Below are 19,936 nucleotides of genomic sequence, written 5' to 3' on the forward strand. Positions count from 1 at the left end.
AGCCGATTATTCTTCAACAGACCTTGCTGCGATCCTGGGCGGCTCGTCCTGTCGTGCTTCGCGCAATCGTGCACAACCCACGGCCTGGGTGCATTGGTGAATGGTAGTGCGGGGCACCTTCGGCCTATAGCTCATAGACGGAGGCAACCCATGGCGGTTATCGACAGCACGTCCACAGGCAGCAGTGCGCCCCAGCGCGGCATCACCCGGGAGGAGCGCAAGGTGATCTTCGCCTCATCCCTGGGCACCGTGTTCGAATGGTATGACTTCTACCTCTACGGCTCCCTGGCCGCGATCATCGCCAAGCACTTCTTCGCTGGGGTCAACGAAACCACCTCCTTCATCTTCGCCTTGCTGGCCTTCGCTGCAGGCTTTGCTGTGCGCCCGTTCGGCGCCATCGTGTTCGGCCGCCTGGGCGACATGATCGGGCGCAAGCACACCTTCCTGATCACCATCGTCATCATGGGCCTGTCCACGGCCGTGGTCGGCGTGCTGCCCAGCTACGCGAGCATCGGTGTGGCGGCGCCGATCATCCTCATCAGCCTGCGCCTGCTGCAAGGCCTGGCCCTGGGCGGCGAATACGGCGGTGCAGCGACCTATGTGGCCGAGCACGCACCCAAGGGCAAGCGAGGTTTCTTCACCTCGTGGATCCAGACCACTGCCACCCTCGGGCTGTTCCTGTCGCTGCTGGTGATCATGGCCTGCCGCACGGCGCTCGGGCCGGAGGCCTTCGAGGCCTGGGGCTGGCGCATCCCGTTCGTGTTGTCGATTCTGCTGCTGGCGATTTCGGTGTACATCCGCCTGCAGCTCAACGAGTCGCCGGTGTTCATGAAGATGAAGGCCGAGGGCAAGGCGTCCAAGGCGCCGTTGACCGAGTCGTTCGCCCGTTGGGACAACCTCAAGGTCGTGATCATGTCATTGCTCGGCGGTACCGCGGGGCAGGCGGTGGTGTGGTACACCGGGCAGTTCTATGCACTGTTCTTCCTGCTGCAGATGCTCAAGATCGACCCCCAGGCCGCCAACCTGCTGATTGCCGGTTCCCTGTTGATCGGTACACCGTTCTTCGTGCTGTTCGGCAGCCTCTCGGACCGCATCGGGCGCAAGAAGATCATCATGGCCGGCTGCATCATCGCTGCGCTGACCTACTTCCCGATCTTCAAGGCGCTGACCGAGTACGGCAACCCGGATGTATTCGTGGCCCAGGAGCAGAACCCGGTGGTGGTGGTCGCCGACCCCGACCAATGTGCGTTCCAGTTCGACCCGGTAGGCAAGGCGCGCTTCACCAGCTCCTGCGACATCGCCAAGAGCCTGTTGGCCAAGCGTGCGATTCCCTATTCCAATGAAGATGCCGAACCCGGCAGCGTGGCGCAGGTCCGCATCGGTGACCGGGTGATCCCAAGCTTCGAAGGGGCCGGGCTGGCTGCGGCGGACTTCAAGGCACAGGGCGACGCCTTCACCACGACTCTGGGCACTGCACTCAAGGAGGCAGGTTACCCGGAGAAGGCCGACCCGGCGAAGATCCATTACCCGATGGTGTTGCTGTTGCTGACCCTTCTGGTGATCTACGTGACCATGGTCTACGGCCCGATCGCGGCCTGGCTGGTCGAGCTGTTCCCGGCGCGTATCCGCTATACCTCCATGTCGTTGCCGTACCACATCGGCAATGGCTGGTTCGGCGGTTTCCTGCCGACCGTGGCGTTCGCCATGGTGGCAGCCACGGGGGATATCTACTACGGGTTGTGGTACCCGATCGTCATCGCGGTGATGACGGCGGTACTGGGGATCTTCTTCCTGCCCGAGACCAAGGACCGCGATATCCATCATGCATGAGCGGGGCTGCTGCGCAGCCATCGCGGGGCAAGCCGGCACCCACAGGGGCTCGCGACAACAATGGCCTGTGGGAGCGGGCTTGTCCCGCGATCAGGGCGGGTCCGATATCGCCGTTGCCCGGCAAGGGCTTGCTGTTGATCGCGGGGCCGGTCGGACCGCCGCTCCTGCAGAGCCCGCGACAACGGGTTATCACCTAGTCGAAACAACCCCGCAAGGCATAGCGATAGCCGATGTCGACGCCCGCGCAATCGCCCCGGCTGTGGGTCTTGTTCAGCACGAACTCGAACGCCGGCTCGTACAGCCCGTCGCGCAGCACTGCCCCGGCAAGCACCTCGACCCGGTACCAACCGTTGTCCAGTTCGATAATCGGCCGGCCCGGTTGCTGGTAGCGCACCAGCAGATCACCCAGGGCCTTATGGGTGAAGTGCTGCAGGATGCGCCAGGTGAACAGCATCAGCGCGCGGTGCTGCACTTGCAGTACATAGCCCGGACGGCGGTGCTTCAGGCGGCTGCCGGGGGCGAGCAGGGCGGGGGTAGCCTCGTCGAGGCTGAAGATGATCCGGTAGGGCAGGTTCTCGACCCCAGCCAGCGGCAGGACGATGCCGTCGAACACCGCCTGGTCACCGACATCGCTGCTGGTGAACGCCCCGGCCAGGTCATCAGGCAGGTCGTGTTCTTCTTTGTAGCGTTGTAGCAACTGGATATCGCCGAGGATGAAATAGTCGACCAGGTCGTTGAGTACTTCGCTGAATTCGTAGCGCATGGGTTTTCCTTGTTATGGCTGCGCTTGTTGCAGGAATCGGCACTTTAGCGGAAGGCTTGGCGACATTCACTCCGGGCGCTGTGCTCAGTGGCGCTGGGCGATCTGGATCAGGTTGCCGCAGGTGTCGTCGAACACCGCCACGGTCACCGGCCCCATGGCGGTCGGCGGCTGGGTGAAGCGTACGCCCGCCGCGCACAGGCGGGTGTATTCGGCCTGGATGTCGCGCACGCCGAACGAGGTGGCGGGGATGCCATCGGCCTTGAGAGCGGCCTTGTAGGTCCTGGCGGCGGGGTGGGCATCAGGTTCGAGCAGCAGCTCCACACCGTTGGGGTCGTTGGGCGAGGTGAGGGTCAGCCAGCGGTGCTGGCCCATGGGGATATCGTGCTTGGGCTCGAAGCCCAGCACATAGTGATAGAAGGCCAGGGCCTTGGCCTGGTCGTCGACCAGGATGCTGGTGATCACGATTTTCATAGGCACGTCCGTTCTGCAGGCGGTTACCTGCAAGTAAAGACGTAATACGTATGTTCACCACCCTGTGCGGCGTGTGGAGGCGGGGTTGTCCCGCGATCAAGGGCGAAGCCCTTGCCGTGCGGCCGCGCTGGTAGGGCCAGCCCGGCCGCGGGTCAACCCGCTCTGGTGGTCAGTGTTTGCGCAGGAGCGCCAGCAGATGCTGGTTCACCTGCTCGGCCGCCTCCATCTGCACCATGTGCCCGACGCCAGGTATCACTTTTGACTCGGCCTCCAGCCCTTGGGCATGGCTGGCTGGAATGATTGCGTCCTCAGCGCCCCAGATCACCATCACCGGGACGTTGCCGAGTACACCGCGCAGATCGTGCCGTTGCCGGTCGCCGTCGGCGATGGCCGTGGCCAGCTGGCGCAAGGCGTTGTCCACGCCCTCCAGGCGCTTGAACTTGAGCATGTCGTCGAGCATCTGCCGGGTGACCAGGCCCGGGTCGGCGAACAGCTGGCTCATCTGCGGCTTGAGCGCGTTGCGGTTGCCGGCCTCGACGAAACCTTGCAGATAGCGCCCATTGATCGCCTCGCCGAGGCCCGCGCTGGCCACCAGGCCCAGGCTGGCCACCCGTTGGGGGGCCAGGCGCGTCAGGTTCAGGCTCACCGCGCCGCCCATGGAGTGGCCGACCAGGTGGGCCTGAGGGATCTGCAAATGGTCGAGCAAGGCCAGCACCGCTTCGCTCAGTTCATCCAGATCGCCCCGTTGCAGGGCCTTGGCCGACTCGCCGTGGCCGGGCAGGTCCAGGGCGATGACTCGACGCTCCACGGCCAGGGCCGGGTGGTTGAACAGCCAGTTGTTGAGGTCGCCACCGAAACCATGTACCAGCACCAAGGGCGTGCCGCCTTCGCCGAGTTCGAACCAGCGTAGCAGGCGGCCGGCTATTTCGGCCTTCTGCGGTACTGGGCCCTGGGCCTGCTCGGCACCCTCCTGGGCGACGAACTCGGCCTGGAAGCGCTGTACCACTGCATCGATTTCGGCATCGTCGGCCTCGCCTTCCACCACCACGGCGAGCAGGGCGCCCACCGGCAGGGTCTCGTCGGGGCGCGCCACCAGGCGGCGCAGCACGCCGCTGAAGGGGGCCTCGACGCTGCTGCTGATCTTGTCGGTCTCCACGTCCAGCACTTCGTCGCCTTTGGCGATTGCGTCGCCTTCTTCCTTGAGCCAGGCGTCCACCCGGCCCTCGGTCATCGACAGGCCCCACTTGGGCATGGTCAGGGTATGGATCTGGCTCATGCGGCGCTCCTTGCGGCTTCGATCACCTTGCGCACGGCGGCCTCGATTTTCGCCGCATCGGGGATGTACAGGTCTTCCAGCGCATCGGAGAACGGCACCGGCGTATGGGGCGCGGTGACCATCTCGATCGGACCCTTGAGGGCGCCAAAGGCCTTCTGCGCGACCAGGGCGCTGATGTCGGTGGCCATCGAGCAGCGCGGGTTGGCTTCGTCGATCACCACCAGCCGGCCGGTCTTCTCCACGCTCTCGAGGATGCTGTCTTCGTCCATCGGGCTGGTGGTGCGCAGGTCCAACACTTCGCAGTCGATACCCTGGCGGGCGAGGTTGGCAGCAGCTTCCATGGCCACGTGGACCATGCGCCCATAGGTCACCAGGGTCACGTCGTCGCCGTCGCGCAGGAAGTTGGCCTCGCCGAAAGGCACGCTGTAGAGCTCCTCGGGCACTTCGCCCTGCATGCCGTAGAGCAGCTTGTGCTCACAGAAGATCACCGGGTCGTTGTCGCGGATCGCCTGGATCAACAGGCCCTTGGCATCGTAGGGCGAGGAGGGGCACACCACCTTCAGGCCCGGGATATGCGTCCACAGCGAAGTGAGCATCTGCGAATGCTGGGCCGCGGCGCGTAGGCCGGCGCCGTACATGGTGCGCATCACCAGCGGGGTGACGGCCTTGCCACCGAACATGTAGCGGAACTTGGCCGCCTGGTTGAGGATCTGGTCCAGGCAGCAGCCGGCGAAGTCGACGAACATCAGTTCGCACACCGGGCGCAGGCCTTGGGTCGCGGCGCCGACGGCGGCGCCCACATAGCCGATTTCGGACAGCGGCGCATCGAGCACGCGGCCGGGGAACTGATGATAGAGGCCCTTGGTGACCCCGAGCACGCCGCCCCAGGCATCGTCCTCGCCTGGCGCCCCGGCGCCGCCGGCAACGTCCTCGCCAATGATGAACACGCTGGGGTCACGGTGCATTTCCTGGGCCAGGGCTTCGTTGATGGCCTGCTGATAGCTGATCTTTCTTGCCATGGTGGTTCTCCTGTTGTTCTTGTTGTCCGGCCTTACGGGTAGCTGACGTAGACGTCGCTGAGCAGGTCGGCTGGCTGTGGCTTGGGGTCGGACTTGGCGCGGCGCACGGCGTCTTCGATCAAGTCCGCGACCCGGGCGTCGAGGGTGTCGAGCTGCTCGTGGCTCAACAGGCCGGCGCGGGTGGTCTTGTTGCGGAACTGCAGCAGGCAGTCGCGGCTTTCACGCAGGTTCTTCACCTCGTCCGGGGCGCGGTAGGTCTGGGCGTCGCCTTCGAAGTGGCCGTAGTAGCGGCTGAGCTTGACCTCGATCAACGACGGACCTTGCCCCGCGCGGGCACGCTCGATGGCGGCGCCGGCGGCTTCGTGCACAGCGAAGAAGTCGAAACCATCGATGGTCACCCCAGGCATGCCGAAGCCTGCGGCGCGGTCGGCGATATGGTCGCAGGCCACCGACCAGGTCGAGGCGGTGGCCTCGGCGTAGCCGTTGTTCTCGGCGACGAAGATGCACGGCAGGTTCATGATCGAGGCCAGGTTCATCGCCTCGAACACCGCGCCTTCGTTGGAGGCGCCGTCACCGAAGAAGGCCACCGATACATCGTCGCGGCCCCTGATCTTCGCCGCCAGTGCGGCGCCGGCCACCAGGGGCGCACCGGCACCGACGATGCCGTTGGCGCCGAGCATGCCTTTCTCCAGGTCGGCGATGTGCATCGAGCCGCCCTTGCCGCCACACACGCCGGTCTTCTTGCCATAGATTTCCGCCATCATGCCGTACACATCCACACCCTTGGCAATGCAGTGGCCATGGCCGCGATGGGTCGAGGCGATGCAATCGCTGTCGCGCAGATGGGCCATGACCCCGGCGGCGGAGGCTTCCTCGCCGGCGTACAGATGGACGAAGCCGGGGATCTCGCCGGTGGCGAACTCCACATGCAGGCGTTCCTCGAAGGCGCGGATGGTGCGCATCACTTCATAGGCATGCAGCAACTGCTCGGAACTCAGTTGAGTGGACATCTTGTTGTTCTCCAGGGTTGTCTCAACACAGGGTTGCAGCGAGGCACCGGTGGTCCTTCGGGACCGCCAGCAGGTGATGTCGGGCGGCGTAGGCCAGTACGGCCTCGACGTCCACGGTCAGCGGGCCGTTGGCGTCGAGGGTGACGGTGGGGGTGTCGTGCTCGGTGAATTCGATCTCCCGCTCACCATCCAGGGCCAAGGTGCCGCAGGGTAGGCTCAAGGGGTAGGCGATGCCTGGCTCGAGCCGGCCCGAGGCGCCGATGCCGCAGCCCTGCAGCAGGCCGGGGGCCAGCGGCGCGAGCAGGGCATGCTGGGCGTGTGCGTCCAGGTGCACCCAGGCGCCGTATGGGTCCAGACGCGATACCGGGCACCACAACCCGCACAGGGCGGAAAGGCCGATGGCATGGGGCTCGGCGAAGCAGGCGAAGACCTCGGCCAGGTCTTCGCTGCGAGAGAGCGCTCGGGCGCCGATGAAGCGCTGGGGTGACACGGCCACTTCCACCAGCGCCCATTCGCACACGTCCTGTTCCGGTACCTGCACCAGCAGGCGCTTGTTGCGGCGCAGGCCGATGCTGGCGGGCACCCGGCCAGTGGCCTGTAGCCCCCCAGCCAAGCCGGCGCTGGTGGCCTCGCGCAGTTCCGGGAAGGCGTTGTTGGTACCGGTGGACAGTGTCAGCAGCGGCACGTCCCCGGCTTCGGCGGCCACGGCCTTGTGGGTGCCGTCGCCGCCGAGCACGGCGATCATCGCTACGCCCCGTTCAACCATCAAGCGCGTGGCCAGGCGGGTATCGGCAACGGTCTGGCTCAGCGGCAGGTCGAGGATCTCCAGGGCCGGCCAGTGCTGGTCTCGTGCCACCGGGCCTTGGCTGGCCTTGAGCACGGCGGCGGCGATACCGGTCATATCGCTGGGCAGCAGCACCTGGGCGATGCCCGTGGCTCCGAAGGCGGCCAGCAGGCGCTGGATGGTCGAGGCCTTGTCGGTGCTGGAATAGAGGCCGGCAGTAGCGGTCAGGCGGCGCAGGTCGCGACCGGAGGCCGGGTTGGCGATGATGCCGATGGTCGGGGCAGGTTGCGTCATGGCGCACCTCGTTTTCTTGTTTGCCAGGGGCTGGAGCAAGGGCGGTGCCAGTTTTGCCATTTCGACTCGAAGTGCCCGTGCCAGAGCGGCTGCGCCCGGTGCTCGACGACCCCCGAGCGGTACCAGGCGAGACGCCGGGTGCCAGCTGCGCCAGGCGCAGGGCGAGACGCTGAGACGCAGCGTCTCAGGCGTGCCGATGATCACGCGGCGCTTGTCGGGCACTTCGTCGAGGCGCTTAATGGCCGCACAACGACAAGAACACGAGAACCGGAGGCCCGATGCTTGCCGCGAACTCCCGAGCCCATGTCGACTGCGTCAGCCGTGTGCTGAAGAACGCCGACCGCTTGCCCCAGGCACCGGTGCCGACGCTGATCCTCGACTCGTGGCGCCGCTCCATGGAGCTCTACCGACTGGACCCCGGCTCCTTGCAGGGGCCGCGTATCCTGTCCCAGGACCTGCTCAACGAGTGCCGTGAGCGCGCCGAACTGTTCCTGCGTATCGCCAGCGATGCCGTGGCCCGGTTGCACGAACGGGTGCGTGGCGCCGACTACTGCGTGCTGCTCACCGATGCCCAGGGGCGCACCATCGACTACCGGGTGGAGTCGACGATCCGCAATGACTGCCGCAAGGCTGGGCTGTACCTGGGGACTTGCTGGTCGGAGGGCGAGGAGGGCACTTGTGGGGTAGCCGCCGTGTTGACGAGCAAGGCGCCGATCACCGTCCACAAGCGCGACCACTTCCGCGCCGCCTTCATCGGCCTGACCTGCAGCGCGGCCCCGGTGTTCGATCCGCAGGGCGAACTGTTGGGGGTGGTGGATGTGTCGGCCTTGCAGTCGCCCGACGATCGGCGCAGTCAACACTTGATCCGCCAATTGGTGGAGCAGACCGCGCGGGAGATCGAGAACGCCTTCTTCATGCACAGCGCCCAAGGCCATTGGGTGATGCGCGCCCATGGCACGCCAGGCTACGTGGAAAGCCAGCCGGACTACCTGTTGGCCTGGGACGCCGATGGCCGCCTGCACGCTATCAACAGCCTGGCGCGCCAGCGTTTGCTGGAGCGCCTTGGCCGGTTGCCGGGGCATATCGGCGAGTTGTTCGACCTTGACCAGCTGCGCCGGGCCAGCGATGCCTCGGCCCAGCACCTGCCGGGCTGGGATGGGCTCTACGGTCGAGTCAGCGCGCCCCAGCGCCGGGCCCGGACGCTGTTGCCCCAGCAGGCCCAGGACGCGCGCATCGAACAGCACCTGCGCCTGGCCACGCGGGTCAAGGACTGCAACCTGGCCGTGCTGGTACAGGGCGAGACCGGCGTGGGCAAGGAGGTATTCGCCCGCCAGGTGCATCAGCAAAGCCTACGGCGTAACGGCCCATTCGTGACGCTCAACTGCGCAGCGATCCCGGAAAGCCTGATCGAGAGCGAGCTGTTCGGCTATGTGGCCGGGGCTTTCACCGGGGCTTCGAACAAGGGCATGCAGGGTCTGTTGCAGCAGGCCGATGGTGGTACCTTGTTCCTCGATGAGATCGGCGACATGCCGTTGAATCTGCAGACCCGCCTGCTGCGGGTTCTGGCCGAGGGCGAAGTGGCGCCCTTGGGCGCGGCACGGCGCCAACGTGTGGACTTGCAAGTGATCTGCGCCACCCACCGGGACTTGGCGGCGATGGTGGCCGATGGGCGTTTTCGCGAGGACCTGTACTTCCGCCTGGCCAATGCCCGTTTCGAGTTGCCGCCGTTGCGTGAGCGGGACGACCGCCTGGGGTTGATCCATCGGTTGCTGGCCGAGGAAGCCCAGGCCTGTGGCGTCGACGCCAGGTTGACCGATGCGGCGCTGGAGGTGCTGCTGACCTATCGCTGGCCCGGCAATCTGCGCCAGTTGCGCCAGGTGCTGCGTTACGCCTGTGCGGTGTGCGAGGGCGGGCAGGTGCTGCCTTTGGATCTGCCCGAAGAGGTGCGTGGTGCAGGGGCTCCCAGCGAGGCGGTTGCCTCCAGCCCCGCACGGCAGGTACTGCTCGATGCTTTGATCCGCCATCGCTGGAAGCCGGCGGAGGCAGCGCGGGCGCTTGGCATCTCCCGCGCGACCCTGTATCGGCGGGTGCATGAGCATCGTATCGAAATGCCCAGAATGAAGCTGTAGATCCATGAGAGAGCTTTTGTTTTTCTATCGCAGGCTCCGCTAGCATCCCACGATGCAAGCGGAGCCTGGGCCGTATTTGCACGGCTGAGAAGTATTAAACCAACCGAACAGTTGTTCCCACAGATACAGAGATACAGCGGGCGCCACTGAGCGCTGTGGGAGCCGGCTTGCCGGCGATTGGGCCGGGCAGGCAACCAACCGGCATAATTTTTCGCCGCCGCCGCTTTTGCTCTTGCTTTTCCTACGCGATAGCCCAGGCGCCGCCAATCGCGACGTCAGGAGGCCGAGTGGAAGCCTTGCGCAGGTGGGTGCCAGGCATGGATGCCTGGCAAGCGGCGCAGGGCCATGGATGGCCCTTCGCCGCGCCCCGCCGGAGCAAGGCTGGAGCGAGGGAACCCCGGAGCGAAGCGTAGGGGCCGGATGCAGGAGCCAGCGTTTTTTGGTTACTTTTTGTCGCGTCTGACAAAAAGTGACCCGCCGTAAGGGCGGAAAGGTGATTCAGCGTCGCCCTCGCAAACGGACTGTTCGCTTAAATCAATACCAACGATTCCAGGTTCAACAAACATCGAGTGCATTGGAATCGCGAAAACTCCTTTCGCCATGGAGGCGCTGATTCACCTTTTCGCCTTTACGGCGACCTACTTTTGCTCTTGGGCAAAAGTAGGCAAAAACCGCTGGCTCCTGCATCCGGCCCCTGCGCTACGCTCCGGGGTTCCCTCGCTCCGGCATTACTCCCGGCGGGGCGCGGCGAAGGGCCATCCATGGCCCTGCGCCGCTTGCCGGGCATCCATGCCCGGCACCCACCTCCGTAATGCCTCCACTCGGCCTCCTGAAGTCGCGTTTGGCGGCGCCTGGACTATCGCGCAGGAAAAGCAAGAGCAAGAGCAAGAGCAAGAGCAAGAGCAGGAAAGAACAAGCGAGCTCCAAGCCGTACCCCCGTTTCGGGGAATCCGCTGGGGAATCCTCCCCAATCCGTTTTGAATGCGAATGTAACCTGTTGAAAAACAGGAGAAATATTTGTGGCATGCCGCTTGCTCCGGCCCTACGCAGAGAACCTGTGTCCCCCGGAGGTGCAGCATGATGACCCCGCTCAAAGGCTCTGTCCTGTCTTCACTCGTGCTGGCCCTGCTGGGCTGGCAGGCGACTAGCGAGGCGGCGGTGCAATGCCAGCGTACGTTGGTGGCCAATGTGGTAGCACTGGACCAGCCGCTGATGTTCAACCGCCTTGGCGCGCAGAACGCCAACGGCATGATCTTCGCCTTGCGCCAGGATGTGGTCGACGACAAGCTGGTGCCCCTGAACCAGGGCGGCGCGGCGGTACCCGGCAAGGTCACCCTCCGCCCGGACAAACGCCCGCGGCCGATCGTGCTGCGGGTGGCCGCCGGTGACTGCCTGACGGTAAACCTCACCAACCTGCTGGCCTACCAGGCCAACCCCAACAAGCACGGCATCGACCATATCGAGACCGACGTCGAAGGCGAAGAGCTCGAAGTGGAAAACCCACTGGGCGAGCCGGTGATCGCCGACCAGCAGGTCGCAGACCGCCATGTGGGTTTCCAGGTCAACGGCATGCAGGCCGTCAACGGCATCAGCGACATCGCTGCCAACACCGGGCGCAACGGCAACTTCCTGGTGGCCCCCGGCAATACCCGCAGCTACACCCTCTATGCCGAGCGCGAAGGCGCCTTCGCCGCCACCAGCAAGGGCGCCACCTTTGGTGGCGAGGGTACCGCGGGCAATGTCGCCAACGGCCTGTTCGGCCAGGTGGTGGTGGTGCCCAAGGGCGGGCGGACCTACCGCAACACCCTCACCGAAGAAGAAATGCGCCTGGCCACCACCGGCCGTACCGCCACCGGCCAGCCTGTGGTCGACTACGAGGCCCGCTACCCACAGGCCCAGCCGTGGATCGCTGAAGGCAAGGCCGGCAAACCGATTATCGCCATGGTCGACGGCAACGAGATCGTCAACAGCGAGACCGACGCCATCGTCATGGGCCCCAACCCCGACGGCAGCTTCCCACCTTCGACCTACCCACTCGAATCCATCGGCAAGCGCAACCCGGCGTTACCCAACCGCCTGGACGCCTTCCGCGATTTCGCTTCGCAGTTCGCCGACGAAGTGGCCGTGACCCAGGCCTTCCCCGGCTACTGGGCCGACCCGGTCATGGGCCACGTGCTGGAGCCGGCCCGGGATTCGTTCATGATCAACTACGGTTCCGGCGGCATGGGCGCCGAGGTGGTGGCCAACCGCCTGGGGGTGGGGCCGATGCATGACTGCTTGTCTTGCGCCTACGAGGAGTTCTTCCTGAGCGCCCACACCGTGGGCGATGTCGGTACCTTGGTGGACGTGCCGGCCAACGTCGGCCTGGAGCAGATCCGCCCCGGCGAGACGCCACCGGCCAGCGCGGTGGGGGTCAAGGCCAACATGGCCCTGTACCCGTCGGAGCCGTCCAACGTACACCACAGCTACATCGGGGACTTCACCAAGTTCCGCAATACCCACAATGGCCATGAGCAGCACATCTTCCACCTGCACGGCCACCAGTGGCTGTTCAACCCCAACGATGACAACTCCGACTACATCGACGCCCAGGGCATCGGTGCCGGCGGCGGCTACACCTATGAGATCGCCAACGGCGGTTCGGGCAACCGCAACCGGGTGGCGGGCGATGCCATCTATCACTGCCACTTCTATCCGCACTTCGCCCAAGGTATGTGGGCCATGTGGCGGGTCCACGATGTGTTCGAGGAGGGCACGCGTCTGGAGGTAAGCGGGCAGACCGAGGAAGGCTTCCACAGCACCCCGTTCGCCTTGCGCAGTGGCAAGCCCGCGATCGGCGCCCGGGCCCTGCCGGATGGCGAGATCGTCGCCGGTACACCGATCCCGGCGATCGTGCCCCTGCCTGGCAAGGCCATGGCACCGATGCCCGGCAAGGTCACGGTGGTACCGAAGCTGGCCGAGACCCTGGTCGCCGAGCATGACGACGATGAAGCCGAGGAGGGCGATGACGATCATCTGGACGAGGCCGCCGCGCCGCGTGCCGTGGGCTCCCTGGCCCTGGTCGACCGCAGTGAGAGCAACCGCAATGCAGACGGCAGCCTGAAGAACCCCGGCTATCCGTTCTGGGTCGGCGGCATGGAAACCAGCGTCGGCCAGCGCCCACCGACCCCGCCGCTGGACATGCTCGACCCGGCCCTGGCCCAGCAACTGAAGAACAGCGGCAAGGCCCTGTGGGCCAACCTCGACCCCAACCAGGTCGATGGTTGGGACGGTGGCCTGGGCCGCCACGTGCTCGATGGCGTCTCCGCCGGAGGCGAGGCGGTGACCACCACCACCAAGCTGGATTTCTCCAAGGTGGTGCACAAGGCCAAGCCGATCTACCTCCCTGAAGAAGGCACCGATGTCGAACAGGCGGCGATGCAGTTCCACGCCCAGGCCGAGCACCCAAGCTACGCGTTGATTCCGGGCAGCGAGCCGGTGCCACGCAACTTCCGCACCAATGGTGCACTGCCGACGGCCGGTGCCCCGTACTACGAACCGTGCATGGACGACCGTGGCAAGCGCCTGACCCAGTCCTCGGGCGTGGGCGAGTTCTTCAGTGGGGAAAGCCTGAGCGGCATCAGCTTCCGTGGCGGCTCGACCTTCACCGCCGACCGCCCACGCATCTACAAAGGCGCCAACATCCAGTTCGATGCGGTGTACAACAAGGTCGGCTACCACTTCCCGCAGGCGCGCATCCTGGCCCTGTGGGAGGACGCCTGGCCGGTGATCACCAAGCAGCGCCCACCGGAGCCGCTGGTGATGCGCATGAACACCTTCGACTGCACCATGTACCAGCACACCAACCTGATCCCGTCGTTCTATGAAATGGACGACTACCAGGTCCGTACCCCCACCGATGTGATTGGTCAGCACATCCACCTGCCCAAGTGGGACCTGACCGCTGCCGACGGTGCCGCCAACGGCTGGAACTATGAAGACGGCATCCTCTCGCCCGGCAGTGTGGTCGAGCGGATCCAGGCCATCCGCAGCTTCAACGGCTGCACCGAAGGCGACCCGCGCGATGGCACCGCGGCCTGCCCGAAAGCCAAGCAACACCCGTACTTCGGCCGCTTCGGCCGGGCCGACTGGCTCGGTGCACGCACCGCCATGCAACGCTGGTTCGCCGACCCGCTGGTCAACGTGCACAACGTCGACCGCGGTCTGGGCACCATCTTCACCCACGACCACCTCGGCCCATCGACCCACCAGCAATTGGGCTTGTACGCCACCGTGCTGGCCGAGCCTGCCGGCTCCACCTGGTACCACGCCGAGACCGGCGAGAAGCTGTACAACCCGGCCACTCGCCAGGATGGCGGGCCGACCTCGTGGCAGGCGGTGATCCAGACCGGCGACCATGACGGCGATGGCAAGAACGACAGCTACCGCGAGTTCTTCCTCGAGTACAGCGACTTCCAGCATGCCTACGAGGCCGGCGTATACGTAGGCGCCGGCCCCGACGGCAAGCCGGACGCCCAGGCCTACCCGGCCACCGCCGACAGCTTCCGCTACGCCATCAACCCACCCGTACGGCAGAAGGCCTCCAACCTGCTGGAAGCCATCGTCGAGTCCCGTGGCGGGTTGGCCCCGGGTTGCCCGAGCCGCCCGTGCCCACAGGCGATCTCGGTGGATGACCCGGGCATGTTCGTCGTCAACTACCGCAACGAGCCGTTGGCCCTGCGGGTGTTCGACCCGAACAAGGTCGGCCCGGACGGCAAGCGTGGCATGCAGGCCGACGGCCTGGGCGGTGACCTGGCCTATGCCCTGCAGACCCGTACCGACCGCGCCATCCCGGCGATGAACCTGGCACCGTCAGCGATCACCTCGGCGGTCGGACCGACCGGAGGCACCACGCTGTTCCCGCCGCACGTCAACCTGGGCACCGAGCCGGGCGACCCGTTCACGCCGATGCTGCGCACCTATTCGGGCGACAACGTGCGGCTGCGCATGCATGCCGGCGGCCATGAAGAGGAGCACAACGTCACCCTGCACGGCGTGAAGTGGCTGCAGAACGGCTCCGGCTTCGGCAACAGTTCCAACTCGGGGTGGAAATCCTCGCAGATGGTCGGCATCTCCGAGCAACTGGGCTTCATGGCGCCGGTCTCGATGATCTCCAGCTCGGCGGCCACCAACGGCGACTACCTGTATTCCCTCGATGCGGCCCTGGAGGGCTACTGGAACGGCATCTGGGGCATCATGCGCAACTACACCGCCCAACGCCCGGACCTGTTCCCGCTGCCGAACAACCCGCAGCCGGTGGCCATGCGCAACACCGTGGCATTCGACGGCATCTGCCCGAAGACCACTGCCAACGCCACCGGCATCGGCAGCCGGCCGACGGTCAAGCGCAACTATGAAGTGGTCGCGGCGCTGGCCAACGACATCCTGGAGAACCGCCACGGGGTCAGCATCGCCGACCCGGGCGGGGTCGGCCAGCACGTCGGTGGCCCGCTCAAGGCCAATGGTGGCACCCTGGTGTTCAACAGCCGCAGCACCAGCATCCCGCTGGTCAGCGGGGTCGACCCGGAGGATGGCGAGACCTTCACCATCGGTGGCCACAGCGCGCCGTTGCACGATCCGACCGCGATCCTCTACGTGCGCAAGGCCGACCTCGACCCGACCACCGGCAAGCTCAAGCCTGGGGTGCCGGTAGAGCCGCTGGTGCTGCGGGCCAACGCCGGTGACTGCATCAGCATCACCCTGGAGAACCGCCTGCCGCTGGTCATGCCGGACCTGGCCAGCACCGCGGTGATGCACGGCGTGGTCAAGCGCGACCGCAACGACAGCGAGGGTTCCACGGCCTTCAACAACAACCAGATGCGCCCGTCCAGCCATGTCGGCCTGCACGCCCAACTGCTGGCCTACGACATCACCAAGTCCGATGGCACCAACGTGGGCCTGAACCCGGTGCAGACCGTACCGCCCCGGGCCGGCAACAGCGGCGCCTACCCGACCAAGGTGTACCAGTACTACGCCGGCCACCTGGAGCGTGAAGGCAAGCCGGTGCTGCAACTGGGGCGCACGGTGGACAACATCAACACTACCGCCATCGAGTTCGGCGGCCTGAACCTAACCCCGGCGGACCTGATCAAGCAGCCGCAGAAGGGTCTGGTGGGGGCCATGAGCATCCTGCCCCAGGGCGCGACCTGGACCGAGGACGGCGCCAGCCGTGCCCAGGCCACGGTCAAGGCCAACGGGCAGCCGGAGTACCGCGACTTCGTCACGGTGTGGCAACGCGCACTGAACATGCGCTGGGCCGATGGCCGGCCGGTGGAGGGCATCAATACCGAGGGCAACGGCGCGGCTGCCGACCCGCAGGACAACGGCAACATGGCGGTCAACTACAAGACCGAACCGTTGTGGCTGCGCTTTGGCATGGCGCCCGACTCGCCGTTCGGCCGCGCCGCAGGCCTGGGTTTCGGTGACGTGCCCAACGCCCACATGGCCTACAGCAACGACCTGGTCGGCGGCGACCCGCAGACCCCGGTGCTCTGGGCCAAGCCCGGCCAGCCGCTGCGCAGCCATGTGCTCATGCCTGGCGGTGGCAGCCGCGGCATGATCTACCAGCTCGATGGGCACCTGTGGCCGCTGCATGCCTATCAGGCCGAGAAGAGCGACGTCGATGGCTACCCGCTGGGGCTGCCTGGCATCGGCTCGGTGCGCTTTGGCTACAACCCGATGGCGATGTACGCGGGTTCCCAGGAAAGCGTGCTGCCGGCGGCGCACTTCAGCTTCATGCTGCCCAGCGCCGGTGGGGCCAACGCCGTGCCGGGGGACTACCTGTTCCGCGACTATGGCGCCTACGGCAACCTCTCGGGGCTGTGGGGCATCCTGCGGGTCACCAACGAAGCGCCACCGGCCACCGCCCCGGCGCAATGAGAGAAGGGGGAACGCGCATGAACAAGAAGAATCGTCCCGCGTACCTGGGGGTGATGCTGGGGGTGGCGCTGATCGGGCTGGGGCTTGCCTACGACAAGCTCTGGTGCGACCCCCGCGAGCTGCTGCAGGAGCCTGCGGACCCGCAGGGCCTGCACCGGCTCAGCCGCGATGGCGTGACCGTGGAGTTCGAGGCGCGGCCTCTGGACGGTGGCGCGTTGCGCGAGGGCAGCTTCGCCAACATCCGCTTCAAGGTCAGCGACCAGGCCAGCGGCCAGCCGCTCTCGGGCATGGCCCCGGGGGCCTGGCTGGACCCGGCACAGTCGGCCCCGGCCGGCGACCGCGACAGCAGCTGCAAGGCGCGGGTGGCGTTGTTCCTCAAGAGCAGCATCGGCGCGCGCCCCTTGCTCGACCTCAACAGCTACTTCCTGCTGGTGCTGAACAAGGACCCCAGCCTGACGGTGATAGACCCCACGGTCTCGGTGGGCGGGGTGACCAGCACGCTGGCCCGCATCGACCTGCCGGGCCGGCCTATGGACTGGGTGGCCACCGGCGATGACAAGCAGGTGTTCGTCTCCATGCCTGACCAGGGCCAGGTGGCGGTGATCGACACCGAGACCTTCACCCGCGTGGCCAACCTGGACGCGGGCGAGCAGCCGCTGCGTGTGGCCCTGCAGCCGGACCAGCGCCGGCTGTGGGTCGGCAACAACAGCGCTGACCCGGCCAAGGGCGGGGTCACCGTGATCGATGTGCTCAGCCGTGGCATGCTCAAGACGTTCATCACCGGCTCCGGGCACCACGAGATCGCGTTCAGCAAGGACTCGCGCTATGCCTTCGTCAGCAACCGCGACGCAGGCACCTTGAGCATCATCGACGCCGCCGACATGCGCCTGGCCAAGACCCTGCAGGTCGGCCCGCACCCGCTGTCGGTGGCCTATTCGGCACTGTCCCAGGCGGTTTACGTGGCCGATGGCAAGGAGGGCACGGTCCGGGTGATCGACGCCCGCAGCCACCAGCTGCGCCATACGGTCAAGGCCGAGCCTGGCCTTGGGCCCATGCAGTTCAGCGACGACGGCCGCTACGGCGTCGTGCTCAACACCCTGGAGAACCAGGCCCTGGTGATCGATGCCAGCAACGATCAGTTGATCCACCGTATCCCGGTGGCAGCCGAGCCGTACCAGCTGACCTTCACCAAAGGCTATGCCTATGTGCGTGGCCTGGCCTCGCCGAAAGTCAGCATGATCAACCTGTCGAGCCTCGGGGCAGGGCGCGAGCCGATCGTCCAGGGCTTCGAGGCAGGCCCCGCGGCGCCTCGCCAGGCCGGCGACCTGCCGCTGGCCCAAGGGCTGTCGGTTGCCCGCGACGACAATTCGGTGTTCGTGGTCAACCCGGTGGACAACACCACCTATTTCTATGCCGAAGGCATGAATGCGCCGATGTCCGGCTATAACAACCGTGGCCACCAGGCCCGTGCCGCCATCGTCATCGACCGCAGCTTGCGCGAGCTGGCCCCTGGGGTGTACGGCTCGACGGTGAAGCTGCCGGCGGCGGGCAGCTTCGACGTGGCTTTTCTGCTCAACCAGCCGCAGATCATCCATTGCTTCAGCACCAGCGTGGCGGCATCGCCGGATGCACCCAAGCGCAAGGGCGTGCACGCCCAGTTCCTCGGCAACGGCCAGCCGGCCTTGCAGCACAGCGAATTCGTCGCGCGGGTGCGCATCCTCGACGACAACGGCGAGCCGCGCCTGGGCCTGCGTGACCTGAGCTTGCGCTACTTCCTGGCGCCGTCCTCGATGCCTCGCAGCCTGCCGCTCGAAGAAGTGGGCGACGGCGTGTACCAGGGCTCGCTGCAACTGGCCGAGGCCGGTGCCTGGTACCTGCATGTGCAGTCGCCGACCCTTGGCCGTACCTTCGCTGAAGAGAACTACACCAGCCTGCGTGTCCTGCCGGCCGCAGCCTCTACCGCTTCCCAAGGGAACCCAAGGAGTGTGCGATGAACGCCAAGCTCGCTTGCAACCTGATCGCCCTGAGCCTGCTGATGACCAGCCACCTGGCCCAGGCCCATGCCGGGCATGACCACAGCGCTCATGCCCCGCAACCGCCGGCGGCCCGCCAGGAGAAGGCCAGCGTGCGCTTTGCCGATGTCTCGCTGCTCGATCAGGACGGCATGCCGGTGCGCCTGGAGAAGGACCTGGTGGGCGACCGCCTGGTGGTCATGGGCTTCATCTACACCAGCTGCACCACGGTCTGCCCGGTGGTGTCGTCGATCATGTCCAAGGTCCAGCAGCAACTGGGCGGGCGGGTCGGCGAGGAGATCCAGCTGGTGTCGATCAGCGTCGACCCGCAGCGCGACGACTCCAAGCGCCTGCTCGGCTACGCCAAGGCGTTTCAGCATGGCCCGGGCTGGAGCTGGCTGACCGGCTCGCCCTACGCCATCACCGAGACCCTCAAGGGCCTGGGCAGCTTCAGCGCCGACCTGAGCCAGCACCCGCCGCTGATCCTTGTGGGTGACGGGCGCAGCGGCCACTGGACACGCTACTACGGCTTCACCGACCCGGCCGTGCTGATCGCCGAGATCAACCGCCTCAGCGCTCGCCGTGTACACGCCAAGAGTACCGCCATCGCCGGCGGGCCGGATCGCCAGCAGGAGGTACAGCCATGAGCACCACCAACACCCGCCGTATCGGCATGCGCGGCCTTGACTGGCTGACCCTGGTCGGCTGCCTGTGGATCCTCGCCTCGGTGGCCATGGCCCACGAAGGCCATGCCCCGGCCGGGCCGGCCCCGCAACCGGCGCCGCAGCCGATGGTCAGCGGCAGCGGTACCCGGGATGCACAGGCCTGGTTCACCGACACTGTGCTCAAGGACCAGGATGGCCGCGAGCTGCGTTTCTACAGTGATGTGCTCAAGGACAAGGTGGTGATGCTCAATGTCATCTTCACCCACTGCAACGACGCCTGCCCGTTGATCACTCGCAAGCTGCGCGAAGTGCGCGAGGCCATGGGGCCGGAGCTGGCGAGCCAGGTGACCTTCGTATCCATCAGCAGCGACCCGCTCAACGACACGCCGGCCGCGCTCAAGGCCTTCGCCCGCAAACAGGGTGTGGACGGGTCGAACTGGCTGTTCCTGACCGGTGACAAGGCCAATGTCGATTTGGTGCTGGGCCGCCTGGGGCAGTTCCTGCCCAGCCCCGAGCAGCATTCCACGCAATTGATCGCCGGCGACGTGGCCGGCAAGCGCTGGAGCAAGATCCGCCCCGACGCACCGCCCGCAGCCATCGCCCAGCGCATGCAGCTGCTGGCCCAACCCCTGGCAGGCCGGTGAGTGCCATGAGCCTGTACACATCCCTTGTAGGAGCGGCCTTGTGCCGCGAACGGGCGCGAAGCGACTGCAAAGCCTGCACTTGTGGTCAACCGGGTACAACCCGGTTGCCTGGTTCGCGACA

General features: G+C 66.2%; 12 protein-coding genes. 6 read left to right on the forward strand and 6 right to left on the reverse strand.

Annotated elements, in window-relative coordinates:
• Positions 1–150: 150 nt before the first annotated feature.
• On the forward strand, positions 151–1,830 hold the full coding sequence (locus tag ACNFCI_RS05150) for an MFS transporter (protein WP_368829020.1): 1,680 nt from the start codon (positions 151–153) through the stop codon (positions 1,828–1,830).
• A 193-nt stretch (positions 1,831–2,023) separates the two neighbouring features.
• Here ACNFCI_RS05150 and ACNFCI_RS05155 read toward each other — a convergent pair whose 3' ends face one another.
• The 6 genes from ACNFCI_RS05155 to ACNFCI_RS05180 form a co-directional block, all read right to left on the reverse strand.
• A complete protein-coding gene (locus ACNFCI_RS05155; RefSeq protein ID WP_084859000.1) occupies positions 2,024–2,593 on the reverse strand; it encodes a hypothetical protein in 570 nt (189 codons plus the stop codon).
• Positions 2,594–2,677: 84 nt separating this feature from the next.
• Positions 2,678–3,064, reverse strand: coding sequence for a VOC family protein (locus ACNFCI_RS05160; RefSeq protein WP_084858999.1), 387 nt, complete (start codon positions 3,062–3,064; stop codon positions 2,678–2,680).
• Positions 3,065–3,233: 169 nt separating this feature from the next.
• The gene (locus ACNFCI_RS05165; RefSeq protein ID WP_416767538.1) at positions 3,234–4,340 is read right to left on the reverse strand and encodes an acetoin dehydrogenase dihydrolipoyllysine-residue acetyltransferase subunit; all 1,107 of its coding nucleotides are present in this window, start codon (positions 4,338–4,340) and stop codon (positions 3,234–3,236) included.
• Positions 4,337–5,359, reverse strand: coding sequence for an alpha-ketoacid dehydrogenase subunit beta (locus tag ACNFCI_RS05170; RefSeq protein ID WP_084858997.1), 1,023 nt, complete (start codon positions 5,357–5,359; stop codon positions 4,337–4,339). Before ACNFCI_RS05170 ends, ACNFCI_RS05165 begins: the two co-directional genes overlap by 4 nt.
• 32 nt (positions 5,360–5,391) lie before the next feature.
• Positions 5,392–6,369, reverse strand: a complete 978-nt coding sequence (locus ACNFCI_RS05175) for a thiamine pyrophosphate-dependent dehydrogenase E1 component subunit alpha (RefSeq protein ID WP_084858996.1) — start codon at positions 6,367–6,369, stop codon at positions 5,392–5,394.
• A gap of 22 nt (positions 6,370–6,391) precedes the next feature.
• Entirely contained in the window at positions 6,392–7,447 is a 1,056-nt protein-coding gene (locus tag ACNFCI_RS05180; RefSeq protein WP_324814802.1) for an ATP-NAD kinase family protein, read from the reverse strand.
• A gap of 278 nt (positions 7,448–7,725) precedes the next feature.
• Between ACNFCI_RS05180 and ACNFCI_RS05185 the strand changes: the two genes are divergently transcribed.
• The 5 genes from ACNFCI_RS05185 to ACNFCI_RS05205 all read left to right on the forward strand — a co-directional run bounded on the left by ACNFCI_RS05185 (position 7,726) and on the right by ACNFCI_RS05205 (position 19,815).
• The gene (locus ACNFCI_RS05185; RefSeq protein WP_084858994.1) at positions 7,726–9,576 is read left to right on the forward strand and encodes a sigma-54-dependent Fis family transcriptional regulator; all 1,851 of its coding nucleotides are present in this window, start codon (positions 7,726–7,728) and stop codon (positions 9,574–9,576) included.
• A gap of 1,077 nt (positions 9,577–10,653) precedes the next feature.
• Positions 10,654–16,494, forward strand: a complete 5,841-nt coding sequence (mnxG, locus tag ACNFCI_RS05190; protein ID WP_368829018.1) for a manganese-oxidizing multicopper oxidase MnxG — start codon at positions 10,654–10,656, stop codon at positions 16,492–16,494.
• A 17-nt stretch (positions 16,495–16,511) separates the two neighbouring features.
• The gene (locus tag ACNFCI_RS05195; protein WP_368829017.1) at positions 16,512–18,488 is read left to right on the forward strand and encodes a cytochrome D1 domain-containing protein; all 1,977 of its coding nucleotides are present in this window, start codon (positions 16,512–16,514) and stop codon (positions 18,486–18,488) included.
• Entirely contained in the window at positions 18,485–19,153 is a 669-nt protein-coding gene (locus tag ACNFCI_RS05200) for an SCO family protein (RefSeq protein ID WP_368829016.1), read from the forward strand. The genes ACNFCI_RS05195 and ACNFCI_RS05200 overlap by 4 nt, the downstream gene beginning before the upstream one ends.
• On the forward strand, positions 19,150–19,815 hold the full coding sequence (locus ACNFCI_RS05205; RefSeq protein ID WP_368829015.1) for an SCO family protein: 666 nt from the start codon (positions 19,150–19,152) through the stop codon (positions 19,813–19,815). The genes ACNFCI_RS05200 and ACNFCI_RS05205 overlap by 4 nt, the downstream gene beginning before the upstream one ends.
• Positions 19,816–19,936: the final 121 nt, after the last annotated feature.

This window comes from Pseudomonas sp. NY15356, from assembly GCF_048068175.1.
In the GTDB taxonomy this organism is placed as follows: Bacteria; Pseudomonadota; Gammaproteobacteria; order Pseudomonadales; family Pseudomonadaceae; genus Aquipseudomonas; species Aquipseudomonas putida_K.

Excerpts from the sequence above, each read along its gene's own strand:
- ACNFCI_RS05150 (WP_368829020.1), top strand. The coding sequence starts at position 151 with ATGGCGGTTATCGACAGCACGTCCACAGGCAGCAGTGCGCCCCAGCGC.
- ACNFCI_RS05155 (WP_084859000.1), bottom strand. The coding sequence starts at position 2,593 with ATGCGCTACGAATTCAGCGAAGTACTCAACGACCTGGTCGACTATTTC.
- ACNFCI_RS05160 (WP_084858999.1), bottom strand. The coding sequence starts at position 3,064 with ATGAAAATCGTGATCACCAGCATCCTGGTCGACGACCAGGCCAAGGCC.
- ACNFCI_RS05165 (WP_416767538.1), bottom strand. The coding sequence starts at position 4,340 with ATGAGCCAGATCCATACCCTGACCATGCCCAAGTGGGGCCTGTCGATG.
- ACNFCI_RS05170 (WP_084858997.1), bottom strand. The coding sequence starts at position 5,359 with ATGGCAAGAAAGATCAGCTATCAGCAGGCCATCAACGAAGCCCTGGCC.
- ACNFCI_RS05175 (WP_084858996.1), bottom strand. The coding sequence starts at position 6,369 with ATGTCCACTCAACTGAGTTCCGAGCAGTTGCTGCATGCCTATGAAGTG.
- ACNFCI_RS05180 (WP_324814802.1), bottom strand. The coding sequence starts at position 7,447 with ATGACGCAACCTGCCCCGACCATCGGCATCATCGCCAACCCGGCCTCC.
- ACNFCI_RS05185 (WP_084858994.1), top strand. The coding sequence starts at position 7,726 with ATGCTTGCCGCGAACTCCCGAGCCCATGTCGACTGCGTCAGCCGTGTG.
- mnxG (WP_368829018.1), top strand. The coding sequence starts at position 10,654 with ATGATGACCCCGCTCAAAGGCTCTGTCCTGTCTTCACTCGTGCTGGCC.
- ACNFCI_RS05195 (WP_368829017.1), top strand. The coding sequence starts at position 16,512 with ATGAACAAGAAGAATCGTCCCGCGTACCTGGGGGTGATGCTGGGGGTG.
- ACNFCI_RS05200 (WP_368829016.1), top strand. The coding sequence starts at position 18,485 with ATGAACGCCAAGCTCGCTTGCAACCTGATCGCCCTGAGCCTGCTGATG.
- ACNFCI_RS05205 (WP_368829015.1), top strand. The coding sequence starts at position 19,150 with ATGAGCACCACCAACACCCGCCGTATCGGCATGCGCGGCCTTGACTGG.